This is a genomic window from Streptomyces sp. NPDC012835 (genome assembly GCF_042900885.1).
Classification (GTDB): Bacteria; Actinomycetota; Actinomycetes; order Streptomycetales; family Streptomycetaceae; genus Streptomyces.
Window position 1 is genome coordinate 967931 of sequence record NZ_JBIBBW010000002.1, and the last position, 22228, is coordinate 990158.

The 22228-nt window shown below is 72.7% G+C and carries 19 protein-coding genes and 1 tRNA gene; 14 read left to right on the forward strand and 6 right to left on the reverse strand.

Annotation, left to right across the window (positions count from 1 at the left end; translation table 11 throughout):
* The first annotated feature begins 20 nt into the window (after positions 1 to 20).
* Both ACFY6S_RS11660 and glmS read left to right on the forward strand, forming a co-directional pair.
* Positions 21 to 296 (forward strand): hypothetical protein, encoded by a 276-nt coding sequence (locus ACFY6S_RS11660; RefSeq protein WP_388825391.1) that lies wholly within the window; start codon positions 21 to 23, stop codon positions 294 to 296.
* 65 nt (positions 297 to 361) lie between these two features.
* Positions 362 to 2191, forward strand: coding sequence for a glutamine--fructose-6-phosphate transaminase (isomerizing) (glmS, locus tag ACFY6S_RS11665; RefSeq protein ID WP_388825388.1), 1830 nt, complete (start codon positions 362 to 364; stop codon positions 2189 to 2191).
* Positions 2192 to 2601: 410 nt separating this feature from the next.
* Here glmS and ACFY6S_RS11670 read toward each other — a convergent pair whose 3' ends face one another.
* Positions 2602 to 3123 (reverse strand): universal stress protein, encoded by a 522-nt coding sequence (locus tag ACFY6S_RS11670; protein ID WP_388825385.1) that lies wholly within the window; start codon positions 3121 to 3123, stop codon positions 2602 to 2604.
* A gap of 1058 nt (positions 3124 to 4181) precedes the next feature.
* Between ACFY6S_RS11670 and ACFY6S_RS11675 the strand changes: the two genes are divergently transcribed.
* From ACFY6S_RS11675 to ACFY6S_RS11705, 7 genes are all read left to right on the forward strand, one after another.
* Positions 4182 to 5435, forward strand: a complete 1254-nt coding sequence (locus tag ACFY6S_RS11675) for a GlxA family transcriptional regulator (RefSeq protein ID WP_388825382.1) — start codon at positions 4182 to 4184, stop codon at positions 5433 to 5435.
* 10 nt (positions 5436 to 5445) lie between these two features.
* The gene (gene orn, locus ACFY6S_RS11680) at positions 5446 to 6048 is read left to right on the forward strand and encodes an oligoribonuclease (RefSeq protein ID WP_388825379.1); all 603 of its coding nucleotides are present in this window, start codon (positions 5446 to 5448) and stop codon (positions 6046 to 6048) included.
* A 148-nt stretch (positions 6049 to 6196) separates the two neighbouring features.
* Positions 6197 to 6269: transfer RNA gene (locus ACFY6S_RS11685), tRNA-His, on the forward strand.
* A gap of 416 nt (positions 6270 to 6685) precedes the next feature.
* On the forward strand, positions 6686 to 8023 hold the full coding sequence (locus tag ACFY6S_RS11690; protein WP_388825376.1) for an ABC transporter substrate-binding protein: 1338 nt from the start codon (positions 6686 to 6688) through the stop codon (positions 8021 to 8023).
* A gap of 2 nt (positions 8024 to 8025) precedes the next feature.
* On the forward strand, positions 8026 to 9036 hold the full coding sequence (locus ACFY6S_RS11695) for a carbohydrate ABC transporter permease (RefSeq protein ID WP_388825373.1): 1011 nt from the start codon (positions 8026 to 8028) through the stop codon (positions 9034 to 9036).
* A gap of 9 nt (positions 9037 to 9045) precedes the next feature.
* A complete protein-coding gene (locus ACFY6S_RS11700; protein WP_388825370.1) occupies positions 9046 to 10002 on the forward strand; it encodes a carbohydrate ABC transporter permease in 957 nt (318 codons plus the stop codon).
* Positions 10003 to 10109: 107 nt separating this feature from the next.
* Positions 10110 to 11519, forward strand: coding sequence for a GH1 family beta-glucosidase (locus ACFY6S_RS11705; RefSeq protein ID WP_388825367.1), 1410 nt, complete (start codon positions 10110 to 10112; stop codon positions 11517 to 11519).
* Positions 11520 to 11773: 254 nt separating this feature from the next.
* On the opposite strand, the gene ACFY6S_RS11710 is transcribed toward ACFY6S_RS11705, so the two are convergent.
* The gene (locus ACFY6S_RS11710; RefSeq protein WP_388825364.1) at positions 11774 to 13243 is read right to left on the reverse strand and encodes an ATP-binding protein; all 1470 of its coding nucleotides are present in this window, start codon (positions 13241 to 13243) and stop codon (positions 11774 to 11776) included.
* On the reverse strand, positions 13240 to 13929 hold the full coding sequence (locus ACFY6S_RS11715; RefSeq protein WP_388825361.1) for a response regulator transcription factor: 690 nt from the start codon (positions 13927 to 13929) through the stop codon (positions 13240 to 13242). Before ACFY6S_RS11715 ends, ACFY6S_RS11710 begins: the two co-directional genes overlap by 4 nt.
* Before the next feature lie 110 nt (positions 13930 to 14039).
* Here ACFY6S_RS11715 and ACFY6S_RS11720 point away from each other — a divergent pair, with 110 nt between their 5' ends.
* A complete protein-coding gene (locus ACFY6S_RS11720; RefSeq protein ID WP_388825358.1) occupies positions 14040 to 14612 on the forward strand; it encodes a hypothetical protein in 573 nt (190 codons plus the stop codon).
* Positions 14613 to 14652: 40 nt separating this feature from the next.
* Here ACFY6S_RS11720 and ACFY6S_RS11725 read toward each other — a convergent pair whose 3' ends face one another.
* A complete protein-coding gene (locus tag ACFY6S_RS11725) occupies positions 14653 to 15519 on the reverse strand; it encodes a spermidine synthase (protein WP_388825355.1) in 867 nt (288 codons plus the stop codon).
* A gap of 140 nt (positions 15520 to 15659) precedes the next feature.
* Positions 15660 to 16037: a hypothetical protein gene (locus ACFY6S_RS11730; RefSeq protein ID WP_388825352.1), complete on the reverse strand. Its 378-nt coding sequence runs from the start codon at positions 16035 to 16037 to the stop codon at positions 15660 to 15662.
* 303 nt (positions 16038 to 16340) lie between these two features.
* Here ACFY6S_RS11730 and ACFY6S_RS11735 point away from each other — a divergent pair, with 303 nt between their 5' ends.
* Positions 16341 to 17741 carry a tetratricopeptide repeat protein gene (locus ACFY6S_RS11735; RefSeq protein WP_388825349.1) on the forward strand — a complete coding sequence of 467 codons (1401 nt, stop codon included), beginning with the start codon at positions 16341 to 16343 and terminating at the stop codon, positions 17739 to 17741.
* Positions 17742 to 17756: 15 nt separating this feature from the next.
* Here ACFY6S_RS11735 and ACFY6S_RS11740 read toward each other — a convergent pair whose 3' ends face one another.
* Positions 17757 to 18353: a histidine phosphatase family protein gene (locus tag ACFY6S_RS11740; protein ID WP_388825346.1), complete on the reverse strand. Its 597-nt coding sequence runs from the start codon at positions 18351 to 18353 to the stop codon at positions 17757 to 17759.
* Positions 18354 to 18573: 220 nt separating this feature from the next.
* On the opposite strand from ACFY6S_RS11740, the gene ACFY6S_RS11745 reads away from it, so the two are divergent.
* The 3 genes from ACFY6S_RS11745 to ACFY6S_RS11755 are packed head-to-tail and all read left to right on the forward strand — an operon-like array spanning position 18574 to position 22185.
* Positions 18574 to 19515: a phosphatase PAP2 family protein gene (locus ACFY6S_RS11745; protein ID WP_388825343.1), complete on the forward strand. Its 942-nt coding sequence runs from the start codon at positions 18574 to 18576 to the stop codon at positions 19513 to 19515.
* Positions 19427 to 20605 carry a hypothetical protein gene (locus tag ACFY6S_RS11750; protein ID WP_388825340.1) on the forward strand — a complete coding sequence of 393 codons (1179 nt, stop codon included), beginning with the start codon at positions 19427 to 19429 and terminating at the stop codon, positions 20603 to 20605. Before ACFY6S_RS11745 ends, ACFY6S_RS11750 begins: the two co-directional genes overlap by 89 nt.
* Positions 20596 to 22185: a hypothetical protein gene (locus tag ACFY6S_RS11755; protein ID WP_388825337.1), complete on the forward strand. Its 1590-nt coding sequence runs from the start codon at positions 20596 to 20598 to the stop codon at positions 22183 to 22185. Before ACFY6S_RS11750 ends, ACFY6S_RS11755 begins: the two co-directional genes overlap by 10 nt.
* Positions 22186 to 22228: the final 43 nt, after the last annotated feature.

Below are 22228 nucleotides of genomic sequence, written 5' to 3' on the forward strand. Positions count from 1 at the left end.
CCCCCCAGCAATATCAACGGGTGCCCGAACGCCGTCCGTCCTACGACGACCTCATCGACCACCTGGTCCGCTCCACCGCGCTCCAGCGCGGCGAGGCCGCCCGGGTGGTCCTCGACGTACTGGCGTACTTCGACGAGACGACCGAGGAATTCGTACGCCGCCGCCACCGCGAGATGCAGTCGGGCGGCGGCACGAACGCCGAGATCTTCGAACGCATCGCCGCCGAGCTGCCGCACCGCGCCGTGGCGCCCCCGGAGCTGTCGCTCCGGCAGCTGCGCCGCATCGTCTACGGCTGACGGCCGCGGGCAGCCGGGCGCCCACCGCCGGGCACACACCATTCACCAGGAGGGGCTGAGACCGTATGTGCGGGATTGTCGGATACATCGGTAAGCGTGATGTGGCACCGCTGCTGCTGGAGGGACTCCAGCGACTGGAGTACCGCGGGTACGACTCCGCGGGCATCGTCATCACCGGCAAGCCGGCCGCGGGCAAAGCCGCCACGCTGAAGATGGTCAAGGCCAAGGGCCGGGTCCGCGAGCTGGAGGCCCGGGTCCCCAAGCGCTTCACCGGCACCACCGGTATCGCGCACACCCGCTGGGCCACGCACGGCGCCCCGAGCGACGAGAACGCCCACCCGCACATGGACGCCGAGGGCAAGGTCGCCCTCGTGCACAACGGCATCATCGACAACGCCTCCGAGCTGCGGGTGAAGCTGGCGGCGGACGGGGTGGTGTTCCTCTCCGAGACCGACACCGAGGTGGTGACCCACCTCGTCGCCCGCTCCCAGGCCCCGACGCTGGAGGAGAAGGTCCGTCAGGCGCTCCAGCTGATCGAGGGCACGTACGGCATCGCCGTCATGCACGCCGACTTCCCGGACCGTATCGTCGTCGCCCGCAACGGCTCGCCGGTCGTGCTCGGCATCGGCGAGAAGGAGATGTTCGTCGCCTCCGACGTGGCGGCGCTGGTCTCCCACACCCGCCAGGTCGTGACGCTGGACGACGGCGAGATGGCCACACTCAAGGCCGACGACTTCCGGACGTACACGACCGAGGGCTCCACCACCTCGGCCACGCCGACCACCGTGGAGTGGGAGGCCGAGTCGTACGACATGGGGGGCCACGACACCTACATGCACAAGGAGATCTCCGAGCAGGCCGACGCCGTGGACCGCGTGCTGCGCGGCCGGATCGACGACCGGTTCTCCACCGTGCACCTGGGCGGGCTCAACCTGGACGCGCGTGAGGCGCGCGGGGTGCGCCGGATCAAGATCCTCGGCTGCGGCACCTCGTACCACGCGGGTCTGATCGGCGCCCAGTTGATCGAGGAGCTGGCCCGTATCCCCGCCGACGCCGAGCCGGCCTCCGAGTTCCGCTACCGCAACCCGGTCGTGGACCCCGACACGCTCTATGTCGCGGTGTCCCAGTCCGGCGAGACCTACGACGTGCTGGCGGCGGTGCAGGAGCTGAAGCGCAAGGGCGCGCGGGTGCTGGGCGTGGTGAACGTCGTCGGCTCGGCGATCGCCCGGGAGACCGACGGCGGGGTGTACGTGCACGCGGGCCCCGAGGTCTGTGTCGTCTCCACCAAGTGCTTCACCAACACGGTCGTCTCGTTCGCGCTGCTGGCGCTGCATCTGGGCCGGATCCGGGACCTGTCGGTCGCGGACGGCAAGCGGATCATCGCGGGGCTGCGCAGGCTGCCCGCCCAGATCGCCGAGATCCTGGAGACGGAGGGGGACATCGAGAAGCTGGCGGGGCAGTACGCGCAGGCCAGTTCGATGATGTTCATCGGCCGGGTGCGCGGATATCCGGTGGCGCTGGAGGCGTCGCTGAAGCTCAAGGAGATCTCGTACATCCACGCCGAGGCGTATCCGGCCTCGGAGCTGAAGCACGGCCCGCTCGCGCTGATCGAGCCCGCGCTGCCGACGGTCGCGATCGTCCCCGACGACGACCTCCTGGAGAAGAACCGGGCCGCGCTGGAGGAGATCAAGGCGCGCAGCGGTCCGATCCTGGCCGTGGCGCACCAGCACCAGGAGAAGGCCGACCACACGATCGTCGTACCGAAGAACGAGACGGAGCTGGACCCGATCCTGATGGGCATCCCGCTCCAACTCCTGGCGTACCACACGGCGCTGGCGCTGGGCCGGGACATCGACAAGCCGCGCAACCTCGCGAAGTCCGTGACGGTCGAGTAGCCGGACGGCCGGCGCCTCTTCCTGCCCCGCCGCCGGGGTGAGAGCGCCCCCAGCGCGTGCCACCCGTCACACCGGGGGCGCTCTCCGGAAGGGGCCGGTGCTTGCCCGGGCACCGGCCCGCGGCCTCCTGGCACCGTTGCCGCACCTCTCAGCGGCCGTTACGTACCCGACGCCGCCGCGCGGCGCACTCCTACGCGTGAGTAATTTCACTGGCGAGGACGGAAGTTGACGCGAAATCGGCGGACCCGGTGGATTCAGGGGCGCGCGACGGCGTACGGAGCGCACCCACCGTGCGCGGTCGGCTCCCCCGACCCACGGGCCGACCGGACGCCGACCGGACCACGGGCCGGCGGTGCCCACCGGCTCGCGGGGCGGGCGGGCCCGGAGGATGCCGGGCGTTCGGGGCGGGCCTACGGGATGACGACGACCGGCCGCCGCGCACGGCGCGCGAGGCGGCCCGCCACCGAGCCGAAGATCCGCCCGACGAGGCCGTGCGTGGACCCGACGACGATCGCGTCTGCCGAGTACTCCTGTCCGACTTCCTCCAGCTCGTGGCAGATGTCGCCGCCGCGCTCGACCAGGATCCACGGCACCTCGGTGAGGTAGTCCGCGCAGGCCAGCTCCAGGCCGAGCACCTCGGTGCGGTGGTCCGGGACGTCCACGAACACGGGGGGCTCGCAGCCCGCCCAGACCGTGGTCGGGAGCCGATTGGCGACATGGACGATGATCAGCCCGGAGGCGAGCCGTCTGGCCATGCCGATGGCGTAGGCGAGAGCCCGCTCGCTGGACATCGAGCCGTCGAAGCCGACGACCACTCCGTGCATGAAGGCGGGATCGCAGGATGCGTGGGTCTGGTCCGCCGGCTGTAGATCCGACAGGGGGTCGGCTACCTGCTTGCGGTCCGCGGGTTCTGGAATTTCGTGACCGGCCATGGGTATCTCGGCGAAGAGGTCCTCGTGGGAAGGATCAACAGAGGGCGTGGCGGGAGCGGCTGTGTCCGGGAATCATCTTCCCAACCCCATACCCCGAAGGGTACGGCGGCACTCCTCTCCTGCCCAGAGCCCGGCGCCTCACACGCTGGCGTTCCAGGGAGCATGCACGAGCCCACGCGGGAGCGCAATGCCGGATGCCGCCTCCAGCGACCCGGTTGGCGCGAGGGCGCCGTTCCGCTTCCCGTCACCTCCCGGCCGCCCCGCGGCCCCCAAGGAGCCCGCGCGTCCGCACCACCGTCCACCCCGGCCCCGGCCGGCCCACCCCGGACACCCGGTCCGGCGGGGCGCTCCGAGGGCCCGGCGGGGCGCTCCCGGGGGCCCTGGAGGCGCCGCGGGGCGAGCGGCGGCCCCGGAGAGGGCCGCGGTCGGCCGGGGGCCGCGTACGGCCGTACGCCGGGTCGGCACGCACCCGGCGCGACCCCGCACGCCGGAGGCGCCGCCGTACGCAACGCACCACGCCGGGCTTGTAGCGTCCAGAAGTCGCCAATCCGAAGTGGCTCGGAGCGCGGATCACCGGGCGAACCGGAGCGGCTCCCACCGGATCACGGTCCGCGAGGGGCCGGGGCGCGCCGGGGCTCGCGCGTACGTGAGGGGGGTGCGCCGGGAGATTCAGGGCGCCACTGAGACAGGCCCATCACTTTTCAGCCAACTTCGCACTTGCGCATAACCTTTGGTGGAATGGCCTGCCAACCCCCTTGTCACCAGGGAAGAAAGGACCGCTACCGTCGTCCGCACCCTACGGGGACGGGCCATGCGCGTGAGGCCCACTTCCACTCTCGGCTTCCGAGTGGAACGCTTCGTGATCGAATGCTTCGCGCCAAGTTGCCTTGTCGACATAGCGCCGGTTGGGGAACTTGTCACGCCGGCACCACGGGACACAGTAGATTCGATCATGAGTATCGACGGCTGGGGACCCGTGCAGAACCGAGGGGAATCGTGCAGGAGCGAAAGGCCCGACAAGAACGGGGAGACGCGAACACCGAGGGGGGCTTAGCACCATGAGCCAGGACTCCACTGCCGCACCGGAGTCAGTACGGAAGCTTTCCGGGCGTCGACGCCGGGAAGTCGTCGCCGTGCTGCTCTTCAGCGGCGGCCCCATCTTCGAGAGCTCCATCCCGCTCTCCGTGTTCGGAATCGACCGCCAGGACGCCGGGGTTCCCCGCTACCGTCTGCTCGTCTGCGGCGGGGAGGACGGACCGCTGCGCACCACGGGCGGGCTCGAACTCACCGCGCCGTACGGCCTGGAGGCGATCAGCAGGGCCGGCACCGTGGTCGTACCGGCGTGGCGGTCGATCACGTCGCCGCCACCGCCGGAGGCACTGGACGCGCTGCGTCGCGCCCATGAGGAAGGCGCGAGGATCGTCGGTCTGTGCACCGGGGCGTTCGTGCTCGCCGCGGCCGGTCTGCTGGACGGCCGCCCGGCCACCACGCACTGGATGTACGCGCCGACGCTGGCCAAGCGCTATCCGTCCGTACACGTGGATCCGAGAGAGCTGTTCGTCGATGACGGCGATGTACTCACGTCCGCCGGAACGGCGGCCGGAATCGATCTGTGCCTGCATATAGTCCGGACGGATCACGGCGCGGAGGCCGCGGGCGCGCTCGCGCGCAGACTCGTCGTACCGCCCCGGCGCAGCGGCGGTCAGGAACGCTATCTGGACAGGTCTTTACCAGAAGAAATCGGCTCAGACCCGCTCGCCGAGGTCGTCGCCTGGGCACTGGAGCATCTGCACGAGCAGTTCGACGTGGAGACGCTGGCGGCCCGCGCCTACATGAGCCGGCGGACCTTCGACCGGCGGTTCAGGTCGCTCACCGGAAGCGCGCCGTTGCAGTGGCTGATCACCCAGCGGGTGCTTCAGGCACAGCGGCTGCTGGAGACCTCCGACTACTCGGTCGACGAGGTCGCCGGCCGCTGCGGCTTCCGCTCACCGGTGGCGCTGCGCGGCCACTTCCGGCGCCAGCTCGGCTCCTCGCCCGCGGCCTACCGGTCCGCCTACCGGGCCAGGCGCCCGCAGGGCGATCCGGTGTCGACGGGGGTCATGGAGCCGGTCGTACCGGCGCAGTCGTCCCCGCACACCCGGCGGGCGGCTCCATCGGGCGCGCCGGGCCACGGGCAGGGGCACGGATCGGGCCACGGGCCGGGCCACGCGTCCGGTCCCGGTGCGGCTCCGGACCACACGAAACCCGGTTCCGACATGTACGCAACAGGTCCGGGCCGTCCGAGTCTGCCCGGCCAGCGGAGCGCACCGTAGGGTAAGGCGCATGAACGATCGAATGGTGTGGATCGACTGCGAGATGACCGGGCTCTCGTTGGCGGATGACGCACTCGTCGAGGTGGCCGCGCTGGTCACCGACTCGGAGCTGAACGTGCTCGGCGATGGGGTGGACATCGTGATCCGCCCGCCGGACGCGGCGCTGGAGACCATGCCCGAGGTGGTGCGGCAGATGCACACCGCCTCGGGTCTCCTCGACGAGCTGGCGGGCGGCACCACGCTCGCCGCCGCCGAGGAGGAGGTCCTGGCGTACGTGCGCGAGCACGTGAAGGAGCCGGGCAAGGCGCCGCTGTGCGGAAACACGGTCGGCACCGACCGCGGTTTCCTGCTGCGCGACATGGCGACGCTGGAGGGATACCTCCACTACCGGATCGTGGACGTCTCCTCGATCAAGGAGCTGGCCCGCCGCTGGTACCCGCGCGCCTACTTCAACAGCCCCGAGAAGAGCGGCAACCACCGCGCTCTGGCCGACATCCGCGAATCCATCGCGGAGCTGCGCTACTACCGGGAAGCGGTCTTCGTGCCGCAGCCCGGCCCGGACTCCGACACGGCGAAGCAGATCGCGGCGAAGCACGTGCTGCGCGCACAGTGACTCGGCGCCCGGGGCCGCTCCCACCCGGCAGGGCCCGCCCGTAACGCGGCGGGAGCCGGGTGGGAGCGCGCTCTCAAGCCTGGTGCGAGCACCCTCGCGGACCCTGTACACTTTTTCTCGGCCGGTCAGGGAAAAACGACCGGGCGTGGTGGGTATAGCTCAGCTGGTAGAGCACCTGGTTGTGGTCCAGGATGTCGCGGGTTCAAGTCCCGTTACTCACCCTTACAAGATCGCCCTCGGGCCCTGGAACACAGGGTACGGGGGCGATCTTCTTGCCTACTCCACCCCGGCGCATGCCCCACTCCCGTCGCATGCCCCACCCCGGCGCGCGACCCCCGTCCGGGCACGCGACCCGCCCCTCGCGCGGGCGCACCCCGCGATGCCGTCCGCACAGCCCCGTTCAGACCGCCTGTGGTCCAACAAACGGATAAACAGTCAGCTCCCGCCGCCCGGTCCCTTGACACCCCCACGGGGACGGGCGACTCTTCAACACATCACACATGGGAGCGCTCCCACCGTACCTGACCCATATATGCCCCGCACGTGGCCCGACCGCGCCGGAACCCCCCTCCCAGCCGCGGACGGCACCAGCAGTTGGCCGGAGGCCGGCGCGCGTCGGTGCACTAGGAGGACGTCCATGCGTACACGTATCCGTTCGTCCCGCCGAATGGCGGCCCTGGTGGCCGCCGCGGTCCTCGGCGCGGGAGCCCTGGCCGGGTGCGCCGGGGACAGTGACGAACCCTCCGGCGGCGCCACGGCCGGCGAGGGCGGCGGCGGCAAGGGCAAGACCACGCTCACGGTGGGGGTTTTCGGCGCCTTCGGCCTGAAGGAGGCCGGGCTCTACGACCAGTACACGAAGCTCCACCCGGACATCGTCATCAAGCAGACGTCCATCGAGCGCAACGAGAACTATTACCCGCAGCTCCTCACCCATCTGGGCTCCGGCAGCGGACTCGCGGACATCCAGGCCGTCGAGGTCGCCAACATCGCCGAGGTCACCGCCACCCAGGCAGACAAGCTGGTCGATCTCGGGCGGACGGAGGGCGTCCGGAAGGACAGCTTCCTGTCGTGGAAATGGGCGCAGGCGACCAACGGGGCGGGGAAGACGATCGGGCTCGGCACCGACGTCGGACCCGAGGGTATTTGCTATCGCAAGGATCTTTTCAAGGCAGCGGGGCTCCCCACCGACCGGCAGAAGGTCGGCGCGCTGTGGGCGGGCGACTGGGGGAAGTACCTGGAGACCGGGAAGAAGTTCAAGGCCGCCGCGCCCAAGGGCACGGCCTTCGTGGACTCGGCGAGCGGCGTGATGGCCGCGATCAGCGGCAGCGAGGCCAAGCGCTACTACGACGAGAACGGCAAGGTCATCTACAAGACCAACCCGGCCGTCAAGCAGGCGTGGGACAGCGCCGCCGCCTTCGCCGGGGGCGGGCTGACGGCCAAGCTCCAGCAGTTCACCCCGTCCTGGGACCAGGGCTTCTCCAACAGCGCCTTCGCCACGATCTCCTGCCCGGCCTGGATGCTCGGCTACATCCAGGACAAGGCCGGTGAGGGCGGCAAGGACAAGTGGGACGTGGCCGCGGCGCCCAGGCCCGGCAACTGGGGCGGCTCCTTCCTCACCGTCCCCGAGGCCGGCAGGAACAAGAAGGCCGCCGCCGAGCTGGCCGCCTGGCTGACCGCGCCGGAACAGCAGGCCGTCCTCTTCGAGAAGCGCGGCAGCTTCCCCAGCGCCGAGGCCGCGTACGCGCTGCCCGCGGTCTCGCAGGCCAAGCACCCGTACTTCGACAACGCGCCCATCGGTGAGATCTTCTCGCAGGCGGCCAAGGGGGTACCCGTCCAGGTCCTCGGCCCGAAGGACGGCATCATCGCGCAGAACCTGGCCGATGTCGGCATGCTCCAGGTCGACCAGAAGGGCACCTCGCCCAAGGACGGCTGGAACAAGGCCGTGAAGGCGATCGACAACGCACTGGACCAGTGACGATGGCCAGTGACGCACCCGCCGCCGCGCCCTCCGGACAGGAGGGCGCGGTCCCGGCCCCGGACACGGGCGCCGGCGAAGACCGTGCGGCGGAGCGGCGCCGGGAGCGGCGCAGCCGCTGGTACCGCCGCGATGTGCGGTGGAGCCCGTACGCCCTGGTCGCCCCGTTCTTCGTCTTCTTCCTGGCCTTCGGCCTCTTCCCGCTCCTCTACACGGGCTGGGCGTCCCTCCACCGGGTGGAGCTGACCGCGCCCACCGACATGGAGTGGGTGGGGCTGCGGAACTTCTCCCGGCTGCTGAGCGACGAGTTCTTCTGGAACGCGCTGCGCAACACCCTGACCATCGGGGTGATCTCCACCGTGCCGCAGCTCCTGATGGCGCTGGGCATCGCCCATCTGCTCAACTACCGGCTGCGCGGCTCGATGTTCTTCCGGGTCGCCGTCCTCACCCCGTACGCCACCTCGGTGGCCGCGGCGACCCTCGTCTTCGTCCTCCTCTTCGGCCGCGACTACGGGATGATCAACTGGGCGCTGGGGATGGCCGGCATCGACGGGGTCGACTGGCAGAACGGCGCGTGGACCTCGCAGCTCGCCGTCTCCACGATCGTCGTCTGGCGCTGGACCGGCTACAACGCGCTGATCTATCTGGCGGCGATGCAGTCGATCCCCGACGACCTGTACGAGTCGGCGGCGCTGGACGGGGCCTCGCGCTGGCAGCAGTTCATCCATGTCACCGTGCCGTCGCTGCGGCCCACCATCCTGTTCACGGTGGTGGTCTCGACCATAGGGGCGACCCAACTCTTCGGTGAGCCGCTGCTGTTCAACGGGGCGGCGGGCGCGACCGGCGGCGCCGACCACCAGTTCCAGACGCTCGGGCTCTATCTCTACGAGCAGGGCTGGGTGAATCTGCACCTCGGCCGGGCCTCGGCCATCGCCTGGACGATGTTCCTGATCCTGCTGGTCATCGGCGCGGTGAACTGGGCCGTCGCCCGTCGTCTGCGCAAGAGTTCGTAGGGGAGAGACATGTCGACGACTTCGCGGACTCTCGACGAGGGCGAACTCGGGAAGGCCCCGCCCGCGACGCGCGGGCCGCGGACGGGGCCGGCCGGGGACGGACGCCCCGGCGGGGGCGGGCGGCAGGGGCGGCAGGGCGCGGGCCGGCAGCTGCACGGCGGGCGCGTCACCTACGCCGTCCTGACCCTGTTCACCGTGGGCTCGCTCTTCCCGCTGGTGTGGACGGCCGTCGCCGCGTCCCGCAACAACACCCGGCTCGCCCAGACACCGCCGCCGTTCTGGTTCGGCGGCAATCTCTTCAAGAACCTGGAGATCGCCTGGACCGACGCCAACATGGGGACGGCCCTGCTCAACACGACGGTGGTCGCCGGGTCCGTCGCCGCCGGTACGGTGCTCTTCTCCACACTCGCCGGGTTCGCCTTCGCCAAACTGCGCTTCCGGTTCCAGAACCTGCTTCTGCTGCTGGTGATCGGCACCATGATGGTGCCGCCGCAGCTCAGCGTCGTACCGCTCTACATGCTGGTCGCCGAGTTGTCCTGGACCGACCAGCTCCAGTCGGTCATCCTGCCCACCCTGGTCAGCGCCTTCGGGGTGTTCTTCATGCGGCAGTACCTGGTCGGCGCGCTGCCCACCGAGCTGATCGAGGCGGCGCGCGTGGACGGCGCGAGCAGCTGGCGCGTCGTGTGGCACGTCGTCTTCCCCGCCGCGCGGCCCGCGATGGCCGTGCTGGGGATGCTCACCTTCGTGATGGCCTGGAACGACTTCTTCTGGCCCATCATCGCGCTGACCCAGAACGGCAGCCCCACCGTGCAGGTGGCGCTGACCGGACTCGGCCGCGGCTACATCCCCGACCAGTCCGTGATCATGGCCGGCGCGCTGCTGGGCACACTGCCGCTGCTGATCGCGTTCGTGCTGTTCGGCAAGCACATCGTCGGCGGGATCATGCAGGGCGCCGTCAAGGGCTAGTGCCGCTCGTTCGGGCCGGGCCGGCCGGAGGGCGCGGCGCCCCGGACCCCGCGTACGAGCGCCCGCGCCCCTCACCCCCCATCCCTACGGTCATTGGGAGCTGCAACATGTCCGAAACCTTTCCGCCCGGCTTCCTGTGGGGCACCGCCACAGCCGCCTACCAGATCGAGGGCGCGCCCCGGGAGGACGGCCGTACGCCCTCCATCTGGGACACCTTCAGCCATACCCCCGGCAGGACCGACCGGGGCGACACCGGTGACGTCGCCGTGGACCACTACCACCGGCGCGCCGAGGACGTACGGCTGATGGCCGGCCTCGGCGTCAACGCGTACCGCTTCTCGGTCTCCTGGCCGCGCGTCCAGCCCACCGGCCGAGGGCCCGCCGTCCAGCGCGGTCTGGACTTCTACCGCGGCCTCGTCGACGATCTGCTCGGCCACGGCATCGAGCCCGTCCTCACCCTCTACCACTGGGACCTCCCGCAGGAGCTGGAGGCGGCGGGCGGCTGGCCCGAGCGCGAGACGGCGTACCGCTTCGCGGAGTACGCGCACTGCGTCGGCGAGGCGCTGGGCGACCGGGTGACCCGCTGGACGACGCTCAACGAGCCCTGGTGCAGCGCCTTTCTGGGGTACGCGTCCGGGGTGCACGCCCCGGGCCGTACGGACCCGGTGGCCGCCCTGCGCGCCGCCCACCACCTCAACCTCGGCCACGGTCTCGCGGCGCGGGCGCTGCGCGCGGTGCTCCCGGCGACCGGGCAGATATCGGTGAGCCTCAACCCGGCCGCCGTACGGGCCCGTACGCAGTCCGAGGGGGACCTGGACGCGCGCCGCCGGATCGACGCGCTCGCCAACCGGATCTTCACCGGGCCGATGCTGGGCGGCGCGTACCCCGAGGACCTGTTCGCGGACACCGCGCGCCTGACCGACTGGTCCTTCGTGCACGGCGGCGACGAGGCGCTGTGCCGGCAGCCGCTGGACTCGCTGGGCGTCAACTACTACCAGCCCACCGTCGTCTCGGCGGCGACCGACCCCGCCGCCGAACGCCACGACGGCCACGGATCGAGCGACCACTCCCCCTGGCCGGGCGTCGAATCGGTCGCTTTCCACCAGCCGCCGGGCGAACTGACCGCGATGGGCTGGTCGGTGGACCCGAGCGGTCTCTACGACCTGCTCATGCGCTACTCCCGCGAGGCGCCGGGGCTGCCGCTGATGATCACCGAGAACGGCGCCGCGTACGACGACAAGCCGGACGCCGACGGCGCGGTCGACGACCCGGACCGGATCCGCTATCTGCACGGCCACCTGTCGGCGGCGCGGCGGGCGATCGCGGACGGAGCCGATGTGCGCGGCTACTTCCTCTGGTCGCTGATGGACAACTTCGAGTGGGCGTACGGGTACGGCAAGCGCTTCGGCGCGGTCCACGTCGACTACGAGACGCAGCGCCGCACCCCGAAGTCCAGCGCGCGCTGGTACGCGCGGGTGGCGGCCACGGGCGCGTTGCCGGAGGTGCCGATCGGCTGACCAGGGCGAGGTGCGCGCCCCGGCCGAGTGGGGGGGTGTTTTCCGGCCGGGACGCGCGGCACTGGGTCGCCTCGTCCTCGCTCCGCACGTTAGCGCCTTCCTGGCCGGGGGACGGGCTGTTCGGGGCGGGGACGGTGGTTCTTAGGGCGCGCTTAAGGCGCGCATGAGGGCGGGTTAGGGGTCTGCGCCCAGGACGGGTCAGGGCGCGGGCGTCGGGGGAAGGGCGGGGTCAGGGCGCGGAGGGCAGGGCGGGGTCAGGGCGCGGGCGCCGGGGGCCGGGTCCGCGCCTCCGGGTCCGCGCTGTCCCGCGCCCCGCGCCGGCGGCGGCGCGGCCGGCGGCCCCGGCGCGGTTCGGCCGGGGCGCGCCGGCCGTCGAGGCTGATCCAGACGCGTACCTCGGTGCCCCCGAGTACGGACCGGCCGATCCGTACGTCGCCGCCGGTCGACTCGGCGACCCGGCGGACGATGTCCAGGCCGAGGCCGGTGGAGCCGTCGCGTCCGCCGCTGTTCCCACGGGCGAGGGCGGCCTTCGGGTCGGCGATGCCGGGGCCCGCGTCGGAGACGAGCACGATCACGGCGTCCTCCCCGTTGTGCACGTCGACCGAGAAGTCCGTGCCCTCCGGGGTGTGCCGGAAGACATTGCCCAGCAACGCGTCCAGCGCGGCGGCGAGTTCGGCCCGGGCGACCGGGATGCGGACCGGCCTGCCGACGCCCGCGAGGCGTACCGTACGGCCCTCGTCCTCGGCCAGCGCCGACCAGAAGTCCATCCGCTCCCGGACGACTTCGGAGGCGTCGCAGCCCCCGGCGGGACCGGCCGCGACCGTCTGCCGCGTGGACTCGCGGGCGGTACGGATGATCGTGTCGACCTCGCGCTCCAGTTGGGCCACGGCCGCCCTGGTCTGGTCGGCGGCCGGTCCCTCGCCCAGCGAGGCGGCGTTGAGGCGGAGCACGGTGAGCGGGGTACGGAGCCGGTGCGAGAGGTCGGCGGCGCGTTCCCGCTCGTGGGCGAGGAGGCCGACGACCTGGTCGGCCATGGAGTTGAACGCGAGCGCGGCGGACCGCAGTTCGGCCGGGCCCTCCTCGGGGACGCGCGCGCCGAGCTTCCCCTCGCCGAGGGCGTGCGCGGCGCCCGCCAGCCGCCGCGCCGGCTGGACCACCCGTACACCGAGCCGGTCGGCGACCGCGACCGAGCCGACGACCAGCGCGACGCCGACGCCCGCGAGGACCAGCCAGGCGGTGGTGACACCGTTGGTGACCTCGTCCCGGGGCACGTAGATCTCGACGACCGCGATCCGGCCCGAGCCCAGGGCGGTCGGCTGGAGGAGTACGGAGCCGCCGGGGGCGCCGGCCATGGCGGCGCGGGGCGTGCGCCGCACGGTGCGCAGATCCTTCTCGGCGGCCCGGCTGGTCCCGATCTCCAGCGCCCCGGTGGCCGCGTGGGCGCCGTCGCGGCCGGATACGTCCACGCGGTCCGCCGCCGTCGCGGGGACGTGCACCGCCATCCTGCCGTCCGCGCCGGCCTGCGTGGAGGCCATGGCGCGCTCCAGCGCGTTGCGGTCGGTGGTGATGGAGAGGGTCGGCCCGATGGCGGCTGCCTGGCGTTCGGCGTGGGAGAAGGCCCGGTCCCTGGCCATCTCCTCGATGACGAGACCCAGGGGAACGGCGAAGGCCACCACGACCATCACGGTCACCGCGATGACCACCTTGACCAGGGCCCATCTCATACGGGCGGCTCCAGCTTCACCCCGACCCCCCGCAGGGTGTGCAGATAGCGCGGCCGGGCCGCCGTCTCGCCCAGCTTCCGGCGCAGCCAGGACAGATGGACGTCGATGGTCTGGTCGTCGCCGTACGCCTGCTGCCACACCTCGGCGAGCAGTTCCCGGCGCGCCACGACCACGCCGGGCCGGCTGGCGAGGAAGGTCAGCAGGTCGAACTCCCGCCGGGTCAGGTCGAGTCGGACGCCGTCCAGCTCGGCCTGACGGCGCAGCGGATCGATGGCGAGCCCGCCGACCCGTACGACGCGCGGTGGCGCGGCCTCCTCCGTGGTGGCGCGGGCCCGGCGCAGCACGGCGGCGATCCTGGCCGAGAGGTGTTCCACCGAGAACGGCTTGGTGAGGTAGTCGTCGGCGCCGTCGTTGAGCAGCCGTACGATCTCCGACTCGTCGTCCCGCGCGGTGGCGATGATCACCGGTACGTCGGTGATGCCCCGGAGCATCTTCAGCGCCTCCGCCCCGTCGAGATCGGGCAGACCGAGATCGAGGATGACCACGTCGAAGCGGAAATGGGCCACTTCGCGCAGGGCCTCCAGGGCGGTTCCGACGCTCCGTACGGTGTGGGCGGCCTCGGTGAGGTGCCGGATGAGGGCGGAGCGTACGAACTGGTCGTCCTCGACGACGAGCACACTGGGCATGGGCGGCACCGTACGCCATCGGGCGGACGGCGGGAGCCGGCTCCCCTCGTCGGGGCCGGGCCGGGCTTCCCCCGGGACTCGTGGGACAGCCGCGTCACGCGTGGTGCACTATGGCCCCGATGCGCACAGGACTCGTACACGCGACGGCATGGCTGCTCGCCACGGGCGCCGCGGCGACCCTGTCCTGGTGGGGGGTCCACACGGTCATGGCGGGCACGGCGTACGATCCGCCGCGCGCGCTGCCGCTGCCCGTCGACGACTCGGCGGAGCGCGCGGCCGTGCCCGTCGCCTCCTCGACCTCGCGGCCCGGGAGCCCGACGGCGAAGCCGGCACCGTCCGGGCCGTCGTCACCGTCCGCCCCGGCCACCGCGTCCGCGCCGCCGGACGACGGGGGCACCCCGTCCGGCCCGCCGGGGCAGACCCCGGACGGGGGCGCCGGGGCGGACTCCCCGGCCGCGTCCGGCCGGGTGGAGAGCTACGGGGTCGACGGCGGCCGGGTCGTCCTGGACCTCGGTGAGTCCTCGGCCGAGCTGGTCTCGGCGACTCCGGAGGCGGGCTGGCGGATGCAGGTGTGGACGGAGCAGTTCTGGATCAGGGTGACGTTCACGCTGGACGGGCGCGAGGTGTCGGTCTTCTGCACCTGGCACGACCATCCGCCGACCGTGGAGTTCGACGACCGCTGAGGCGGGGCCGACCGGGGCGGGGTCCGGGGAGCTGCCGCCGTCAGGTGGTGAACACTCCGGGCGGCGGCGCCGGCGACGCCTTGGCGCTCGCGTCGGTGACGGCGGTGGCGCCGCCGGTGAAGTCGGTGAGGGCCCTGCCGTGTTCGACCCGGCCGGGGTGCGGGTCGCCCGCGATCCTTCGGGTCAGTTCGGCGACGGGTAGCTCGCCGTCCGAGGCGACCAGCACGGCGTTGCCGAACCGCCGCCCGCGCAGCACGGCCGGATCGGCGGCGAGCGCCAGCCGCTCGAAGACCCCGGCGGCGGTGGCGATCTGGCCGCGCAGATGGGCGAGGGGCGGCCCGTCGGCGAGGTTGGCCGCGTACCAGCCGTCCGGGCGCAGCGCCCTGCGCACCTCCAGCAGGAACTCGGTGGAGGTCAGATGCGCGGGCGTCCGGGCGCCGCCGAACACGTCCGCCACCACCAGGTCCGCCCATCCGTCGGGCACCTTGCCGAGCCCGGCGCGGGCGTCGGCGGAGCGGACCCGGATCCGCGCGTTCGGGTCGAGCGGCAGGTGTTCGCGGACGAAGCGGACGAGGGCCGCGTCGAGTTCCACGATCTGCTGGGTGGAGCGGGGGCGGGTGGCGGCGACGTAACGGGCGAGGGTGAAGGCGCCGCCGCCGAGGTGCACGACGCGCAGCGGCCGGCCCGCCGGGGCGACCAGGTCGGCGACATGACCGAACCTGCGCTGGTATTCGAAGGAGAGCCGCGCGGGGTCGTCCAGGTCGACGTGCGACTGCGGTGCGCCGTCGATCAGCAGCGTCCAGGCGCGCGGGTGCTCCCGGTCGGGTATCAGCTCGGCGACACCGCCGTCGACGGTCTCGACGGCGGTCTCGGTCCCGCCGCGTCCACGGCGCCTGTTCTTTGCCACCTGCCCATTATCGGTGCGGCGGGGCAGGCCGCCGTCCGGAGCCGCGGCGGAACCGCGCCGCCGAGACCGGCCGGGTCCCGGGCCCGCCGGGCGGGCGGGCGAGATCACTTCGGGCTTGCCCGGCCGGGAACACCGGCCGGCTAGGAACACCGGTCGGCCGCCTCGATCAGCCTCGCCGCCTCCCCCAGGGCCTCCCGCAGCACCGCCGGATCCGTGACCGGGCCCACCGCTTCGGGCGGCAGGAGCCAGTCCGAGCCGGTGACCGGCGGTTCCGTGGGAATCCGCAGACCACGCCCGTCGGTACGGGTACAGGCGCTGCCCGGCATGTCCCACCCCTCGGCCGTACCGGGCGGCACCAGAAAGCCGAGCGTGTCGCAGGACCCGTTGTGCAGGACGGGCCCCACCGCCGGGGTGGCGCCACGACGCAGGATGTCGACCGCCTCCAGCCCCTGCCGGGCGGGCACCGTCACCAGGTCACAGGGCTCCCCGGTGTCCCCGGAACGTGCGTTGAACTCCATACCGACCTCCAACTTCAACAAGGGAACACCCTTCCTCGTCGAGTGCGGACGCACTGGGCGACTCCGGATGGTTCAACGCGTTACGGCGTCAACAGCTACGGCGGCTCGCCGCCGCAAAGGATGGCAGTTCATGGCGGATCAGGGGCGAGAAATCCGATTTGTAGCGGAACTCTGTGTATCAACCCTGTCACAGACGGTACGTTCTTGATCCGCCGGAACAACCGGAGTTGGGCGGCGCGGAACCATGTCCTGCCAGGCACCGGGCCCGTGACTCCCACGGCTGCACCAGGAGAGGGCTCGGCCATGGCGTCGTCTCGGGCAGTTCCCAACCACGCGTTCCGCCGGCTGCGCTCGCAGCGCTCGCCGGGGGAGTTCGCGGCGGCTGTGCGCAGGGCCGCCCGCGAGATCGGTGAACACGTCGCGTGCGACGCGCGCTACATCGGACGAGTGGAGGCCGGCGAGATCCGCTGCCCCAACTACGCGTACGAACGGGTCTTCCTGCACATGTTCCCGGGGCTGACCCTGAAGGACCTGGGCTTCTCACCACGTGCGGAGGTACGTGGCAGAGCGGCGCGGGTCACCACCCCCGCCCCTCCCCGTTCCGCCGGCCCGGACAGCCACGGCGACACCGGCGAACACGGCGGAACGAGCGACACCAGCAAGGAGAGCGACGTGCTGCGTCGCGCATTCATGACGAGCGGCTCCGTCACGGTGATGGCCGCTTCCCTCGGTCTCGGTGGCACGCCCGCCGAGGGCGCGGCCCCGCCGGGACCGCTGACCATTCCCGCGCCGCGACGGGTCGGCGAGGCCGAGGTGGCCGCCGTCGAGGACGCCGTGCGCAGAATCAGGCTGCTCGACGACCGGCACGGCGCCGACGGGCTCTACAGACGCGCGGCACAGCCGCTGCGCGCCGCGTACGCGCTGCTCGACGCGGGGGCGACCACGCGGCAGGCCACCGCCGACCGGCTGCATGCGAGCGCGGGCGAACTGTCGATCTCGGTGGGCTGGCTGGCCCACGACTCCGGCCGCCTCGACGACGCGCGTTCGTACTACGCGGAGGCGCTGGCGACCGCGCGGGTGGCGGGCGACGCGGCGCTGGAGGCGCACGCCTTCTGCAACACCTCGTTCCTGGCGCGGGATTCGGGCCGGTGCCGGGAGGCCGTACGCACCGCGCAGGCGGGCAGGCGGGCTGCGGCGCAGCTGGGCTCGTACCGGCTGCTGTCGCTGCTCGCGCTGCGGGAGGCGGCCGGCTGGGCGGGGCTCGGTGACCGTACGGGGTGCGATCAGGCCCTCGCCCAGGCGCACAGCCTCTTCGACCAGGGCCCCGGCGACGCCGACCCCGAGTGGATGTCCTTCTTCGGCGAACCGGAACTGGAGTCCCAGGAGGCGCTCTGCCACGAGGCGTTGGGCGACTGGTCACGGGCGTCCCGCCACGCGTACCGGGCCACCGTCGTCCAGGAGCCCCACTTCACCAGGAACCTCGCCCTCTACCGCGCGGAGCTGGCCACCTATCTGGCCCGCGCGGGGAAGCCGGACGAGGCCGCCGCGGCGGGCCACCAGGTGCTCGACCTGCTGGACGAGGTCCAGTCGTCCCGTATCCAGTCCAAGCTCGCCTCGGCCGCCCGCTTCCTGCTGCCCCAGCGGCGGCTGCCGGAGGTGGGGGCCTTCCTGGAGCGGCACACGTCGACGAACGTACGGGTGTGAAGCGCGCCCGGCGGGTCAGGGCGTCAGGTGCGCGGTGTCGTTCCAGACCTGGATCGCGGGCAGGCCGTAGGCCCAGTCGAGCACCGACAGCGAGGTCGGGTCGAGCCGGATACGGGCCGCGAACGAGATGTCCTCGCCCAGCCAGCGCGCGCCGATCGCGCGCAGGATGTGGCCGTGCGCGAAGACCAGGACATCGCGGTCGGCCGAGCGCGCCCACTCCACGACCTCGTCCGCCCGCGCGGAGACCTGCGCCAGTGTCTCCCCGTCCGGGACGCCGTCGCGCCAGATGAACCAGTCGGGGCGGTCCGCCTTGATCTGCGCGGGCGTCATGCCCTCGTACGCGCCGTAGTCGAACTCCATCAGCGCGTCCCACGGCTCGGCCCGCTCGCCGAACCCGGCGAGCGCGCAGGTCTCGGCGGCGCGGGCCAGCGGGCTCGTCCGGACCTCGACGCCGGCCAGCCCCGACCACGGCTCGCCGCGCAGCCGCTCCCCCAGCAGTTCGGCGCCGCGACGGCCCTCCTTCAGGAGGGGTATGTCCGTCCTGCCGGTGTGCTGTCCGGACAGCGACCAGGCCGTCTGGCCGTGCCGGGCGAGCAGGATACGCGGTGCCATGGTGGTACTCCCTGGTTTCACAAACTGGTGCCGTTCCATCATCACGCACCTGGACCGGAGGCAACCGTCAGGGGCATCCGGGCGTCCCACACTGCGTCCGGGAGGCGTCTCGGTCGGACGCGGCGACGGGGGTACACCCGACCGTGTGGGCCGGCGGAATACACCGTACGGTTGAACGTCGGCCGACAGCAGCACGAAAATATGATGGAGACGGTCCCGGATGCCGCACAGCGCCAGCGCGACTCACAGACCGCTGCCCCGCCCCCGGCCGCGCTGGTGGACCGAGCTGATCCTGCTCGTCGTGGTGTACGGCGCCTACTCGGCGGGCCGGCTGCTGGCGCGGGGGGACGTGTCGACAGCGGTCGATCACGGGCTGGCGATCCTGCGCGTGGAGAAAGCGCTCCTCCTCAACGCCGAACACCCCCTCAACCGGCTGTTCACCGACACCCCCGCGATCGGGATACCCGCCGACTTCGCGTACGCCTCGCTGCACTACCTGGTCACCCCGGCCGTGCTGATCTGGCTGTTCCGCCGCCGGCCGGCCCGCTACCGGGCGGCCCGCACCTGGCTGATGGTCTCCACCCTGCTCGGTCTCGTCGGCTTCACCCTGCTGCCCACCTGCCCACCCCGGCTGCTCGACGCCGGGCACGGCTTCGTGGACACGATGGCGCAGTACAGCTCGTACGGCTGGTGGGGCGCCGAGGCGAGCGCGCCGCGCGGACTGGGCGGGATGACCAACCAGTACGCGGCGATGCCGAGTCTGCACGTCGGCTGGGCCGTGTGGTGCGGGGTGCTGCTGTGGCGCCACGCCCGCAGCCCGCTGGTGCGGTGGCTGGGCGTGGCCTATCCGGTGATGATCACCGTCGTGGTGATGGGAACCGCCAACCACTACTTCCTCGACGCCGTCGCCGGGGTCGCCGTGATGGCGGCGGGGGCGGCGCTGACCAGGCCCGCGATCCGGGCGGCCGATCACGCCTGGAGCTGGGCGCGGGCCCGTTTCACAGCGGTGCGGACCCCGGCCCCGTCCCCCCGTTCCACCCCGATTGTCAGCGGTGGGTGCGAGACTTCGGCGGGTGAGCGATTCCCCGGGCAGCGGACCCGCACCAGCACCACAGGCGCCGTCGGCGCCGCCACCGACGACGCTCCGGCGACGACTCGCTGAGCTGCGCGGCCCGGCGGTCCCGCCGCGGCCCCTGGACGCCCGCGCGCTGGCGGCGCTCGCCGCCAATCCGGGCTGCCGGCGGCGCGCCCTGCTCGACGGGGCCGGGGTCGACAAGGCGGCGCTCGCGGCGGCGCTCGGCTCACCGGCTCCGTTCGGCCAGTCCCAGTTCGCCTTCATGCGCGGCAACGCCTTCGAGGCGCGGGTCAAGGCCGACGGCGGTACGGAGCTGATGCGGCTCCTCGCGGACCGGCTCGGCGAGGAGGTCCCCGCGCCCGGACCCGGCGAGGTGCTCGTCCCCGACCTGGCGGCGGCCGGTCCCGAGGGCCGGGCGGCACGCACGGCGCTGGCCCTGCGCGAGGCCACCGAGGCGGGGGCCTGGGCGCTGCTGGACCATCCGCTGCTCGCCCTGGAGGTGGCGGGATCGCCCGCCTATCTGGAGCCGGACGCGGTGGTGGTGCGGCCCGACGGCCGCTGGACGGTCGTGGAGATCAAGTCCTTCCCGATGATCGACGGTTCGGCCGACGCGGCGAAGGTCGGCGCGGCGGCGCGGCAGGCCGCGGTGTACGTGCTGGCGCTGGAGCGGGTCGCCGAGCTGACCCGGGGCGCCGAGGTCGGCCACCGCGTCCTGCTGGTCTGCCCGAAGGACTTCTCGAACCTGCCGACGGCCTCCGTCGTGGACGTGCGCAAGCAGCTCTCGGTGACGCGCCGTCAGCTGACCCGGCTGACCCGGATCGACGACATCGCCGCCGCGTTGCCCGAGGGCACCACGTTCGACGTCGGTCACCGCACCGGTGCGGAGCTGACAAGCGCCGTCGAGTCGGTCACCGCCGCCTACGCCCCGGAGTGCCTGGCCGCCTGCGAGCTGGCCTTCCACTGCCGCTCCCGGGCCCGCGCGGCGGACGCGGTGGAGGCGCTGGGCCGCAGCGTACGGGGCGAGCTGGGCGCTCTGACCACCGTGCCCGAGGTCCTGGCGGCGGCGCACGGCGAGGCCGGCGACCCGGCCGATCCGACGGTCGCCGCGCTGCGCAGGGCGGCGGCGCTGCGGACGGAGGCGCTGGCGCTCGCGGGAAAGGGGGAGGGATGTCGCTGATCAGTACGCTCGCCCGGCTGGAGGCCGTGCAGAGCGGGCAGGCGCAGCCGCTGGCCACGGTCCGGCACCGCAGGATCTCCGACCGGCCGCTCGTGCTCGTCCCGCTCACCACGTCGGGCGAGGCCGGGGCCCCGCTCGGCGCGCTCGTCGGCACGGACCGGGACGCGCCCCGGCTGCTGACGGTCGCGCAGCCCCGCGACCGTGATCTGCGCTTCGCGTTCCTCGCGGAGCTGGCCGATGTGGTCCTGCCGTATCTCGACGCGTACGCGGACGTCGTCGAGCCCGCCGAGCGGAGCGAGACCGACCCGGAGACCGGCAAACGTGTCAAGGTCGAGACCGACCTGTGCGTGGACGCACCGCAGTTGATCGTCCCGAGCCGCCCCGGCCTCGACTTCGTACGGCTGCTGGGCCGGTCCATGCGGTTCCGGCGTACCGCCGAGGACGACCCGGACACGCCGTATCCCGCTCCCCCTCGGGTGCCGCTGCTCGGCCGCTGGCTGACGCACTACGGCGAGCGGGCCCGGGTGCCCGGCTCCTCGCTGATGCTCGCGGCGACCGATCTGCTGAACCGGCACTGGGCGACGGGCCAGTCCAGCCTGGAGGACCAGCATCTGGGCGCGCTCCTGGCCTGGCTCGACCCGCCGGAGGGACGCACGGGCGGGGAGGCGGCGCTCCGCGCGGAGCTGGACCGGGACCGGCAGGGGCAACTGCTGTGCCCGCCGGCCGGCCCGGCGACGGACCCCGCCTTCGACAACCGCTTGCTGGCCCCGGCCATCGAGTCCTACGACCGGGCCCGCCAGGCGCTCGCGGCGGCCGAGGACGGCCCCGGCGCCGAGGATCAGCTCGCCCGGCTGACCCGGGCCGAGCGGCTGGTCCGGGAGCTGCTCGCCGGGGTCATGAGGCCGACCTGGGACGCCGTGTGGAACGGTCTCGACCTGCTGCGCGCCCTGCCGGAGGGCCCCAGGGTCGACGACCGCTGGACCCGCGACCGCTGGTCCTTCACCGGCCACCGCGACCGCGTGCGCGCCGGGGAGCCACCGCAGCCCCGCCAGGACGACGCGGTGACGGCGGCACAGAAGCTGGCCTCCCGCGAGAGCGCGCAGGCCCAGCTGGAGGCGCAGGAGGCCCTGGACGACCCGCTGGTCCTGGCCGGGCGCCGGCTCTCCGGCGAGGCGTTCCTCGGCGAGGTCACGGAGGTCGTCATGGCGTACAGCGAGAGCAAGCGCCCCAGCCCGCGCCCCCTGCTCACGGTCCGCACGGACGACCGCCCGCACCTGGGCGAGCGTACGAAGGTCTACCGCTCGCTGGACGGCAAGCCGCAGACGGCCGAGTTCGTCCACACCGTCGACGAGGCGGAGGGCACACTGCTTCTGCGTCTGACCGACCGCATGGGCCGCACCAAGGAGCCGGCACCCGGCTCGGTCCCGGCGAAGGGGGATCTGATCGCCTGGACCCTCTTCGAGCACGATCAGCGGGGCGGCCCGAGACTCCCGGACCGCGAGGAGACGCCCTGGACGCACGGGGGCCCGCCGCAGGAGGAGTCGGCGCCGGACGCGATGACGGACGAGGACGTCCTGTGAACCGCCGCCTGGGCCAACGCCGTTGCCACGGCCCGACGCGAGG